The sequence below is a fragment of the Streptomyces sp. NPDC059008 genome (assembly GCF_042749045.1).
Taxonomy (GTDB): domain Bacteria; phylum Actinomycetota; class Actinomycetes; order Streptomycetales; family Streptomycetaceae; genus Streptomyces.
On sequence record NZ_JBHYJC010000106.1, the window covers coordinates 1 to 1,269 of the forward strand.

At 69.3% G+C, this 1,269-nt stretch carries 2 protein-coding genes; both read right to left on the reverse strand.

Annotation, left to right across the window (positions count from 1 at the left end; translation table 11 throughout):
- On the reverse strand, window positions 1-611 hold a 611-nt coding region (locus tag ACFWZH_RS39430), incomplete at its 3' end, for an aminotransferase class III-fold pyridoxal phosphate-dependent enzyme (RefSeq protein ID WP_384443362.1).
- Window positions 612-744: 133 nt separating this feature from the next.
- On the reverse strand, window positions 745-1,266 hold the full coding sequence (gene ectA, locus ACFWZH_RS39435) for a diaminobutyrate acetyltransferase (RefSeq protein WP_384443365.1): 522 nt from the start codon (window positions 1,264-1,266) through the stop codon (window positions 745-747).
- Window positions 1,267-1,269: the final 3 nt, after the last annotated feature.

Here is a 1,269-nt window from a genome sequence, read left to right on the forward strand (position 1 = left end):
GCGGGCTTGTTCAGACCGGAGCCCTGGTCCTCCAGCAGCCGCTCGAACCACAGGAAGTCGGGGGTCTGCCCGTCCAGGTAGTTGTCGAACGGCATCGGGGTGCCGTGCACCAGCGGGATGCCGGCGCCGGCCCGCTTCATGGAGTTGCCGGTGACCGCGAGCGCGCCCAGCGACATTCCGTGGAAGGCGTTGGTGAAGGACACGATCGACTCGCGGCCCTTGACCTTGCGGGCCAGCTTCAGCGCGGCCTCGACGGAGTTGGCGCCCGTCGGGCCCGGGAACATGACCTTGTAGGGCAGGTCGCGCGGCCGCAGGATGATGTTCTGCAGCGACTCCAGGAACGCCCGCTTGGCCGTGGTGGACATGTCCAGGCCGTGGGTGATGCCGTCGCGCTCGATGTAGTCGATCAGGGCGCGTTTGAGTACGGGGTTGTTGTGCCCGTAGTTGAGCGAACCGGCACCGGCGAAGAAGTCGAGGTAGGTGTGCCCGTCCTCGTCGGTCAGTCGGCTGCCCTGGGCACGGTCGAAGACGGTGGGCCAGCCACGGCAGTAGCTGCGCACCTCCGACTCCACGGTCTCGAAGACGCTCAGATCGGGCTGGGTGATGGTCACAGCATGCTCCTGGGAGACGAGTGCGAAGGATGAGGAAGTCTGTGGGTGGGGGGCTGGGCGGTGCCGGCGGTCTCACAGGGTGATGCCGGATCCGTGGGGCCGCCGCGGCGTGGGGGCCGCGCGGCCCGGGGCGCTACTGCCCGGGGGCCGGTGGAGTGAACGGGCCTATGAGGTGCAGCACCTCCGGCTCGTGGCCCTGCTCGGGGAACAGCCCCGCGTCGAAGAGCACCTCGCGCTTCACGGGCACGCAGTGCCGCTCGGCGAAGGACGCGAACAGCCGGTTGGATGCCGCGTTGTCGGGGGTGATGGTGGTCTCGACGAAACGGATGCCCAGTTCGTCCACGGCCCGGGTGGTCAGCCCGTCCAGAAGCGCGGCCGCCAGGCCCTTGCCGCGGTGCGCGTCGTCGACGGCGATCTGCCACACGACGAGGGTCTCCGGGCGCTCGGGGCGGAGGTAGCCGGTGACGAAGGCGGCCGGCTCGCCGTCCGCGTCGCGGGCGACGACGGAGGTGGCGGCGAAGTCGCGACACCACAGCAGGTAGCTGTAGGACGAGTTGAGGTCCAGCACCCGCGAGTCGCGGGCGATGCGCCAGATTGCTGCTCCGTCCTCCACCCGTGGGGTGTCGAGCTTGAAGCCCTCCGGAAATTCTCCGATATC